Source organism: Photobacterium sp. SP02, from assembly GCF_038519165.1.
Classification (GTDB): Bacteria; Pseudomonadota; Gammaproteobacteria; order Enterobacterales; family Vibrionaceae; genus Photobacterium; species Photobacterium halotolerans.
Genome location: NZ_JASJOJ010000156.1, coordinates 1 through 690, shown reverse-complemented (window position 1 = coordinate 690; position 690 = coordinate 1). Strand labels below are relative to the sequence as shown.

Annotated in this window: 1 protein-coding gene; it reads right to left on the bottom strand. The window is 49.9% G+C overall.

Annotated elements, in window-relative coordinates; genetic code table 11:
- Positions 1-489 precede the first annotated feature (489 nt).
- On the bottom strand, positions 490-690 hold a 201-nt coding region (locus P0Y67_RS22750; protein ID WP_342393711.1), incomplete at its 5' end, for a hypothetical protein.

Here is a 690-nt window from a genome sequence, read left to right as displayed (position 1 = left end):
GGGAGCGCCTACAACCGACCCGGACAACACCAAAGAACAAGTAGGCATTTCTGGGCACTCTTTGGGCCAGCAAAGAGTGTCTGGCGCGCGTACAAAGATGCTGAAATTGACACGGAAAGTAAGCGCGACATACAAGCTAAACTTCAGACATTGCGCTCATTGTACGGATTCCCGTCTGCACGGTAATCTATTGAATCATAAATAATTTAACTGGGTTTCTGGCTGTACTTTTAAAGCAGAAATGAGAAGTTTGATGCTTGCCTCTCCCCCAGGGGAAAATTCAGGACGAATTTTCAGGTTGTCGGCGCCGGGAGCGCCTACAACCGACCCGGACCACACCAAAGATCAAAAAGGGGCTTTCTGGGTACTCTTTGCACCAACAAAGAGTACCTGGCGCGCATTAGACAATGCCAAATGAACCACCAAACTCAAGCGCGACATACTTTCAGATTCAGACAGAACAACGAACAACCGCACTCGCTGAATGGATTACCGCCTACGCGGCAATGACAGGCCGGATGTATTTTCTGAGCTAAAGAGATCGACAAACCCAGGGAAAAATTCAGGACGAATTTTCAGGTTGTCGGCGCCGGGAGCGCCTACAACCGACCCGGACAACACCAAAGAACAAGTAGGCATTTCTGGGCACTCTTTGGGCCAGCAAAGAGTGTCTGGCGCGCGTACAAAGAT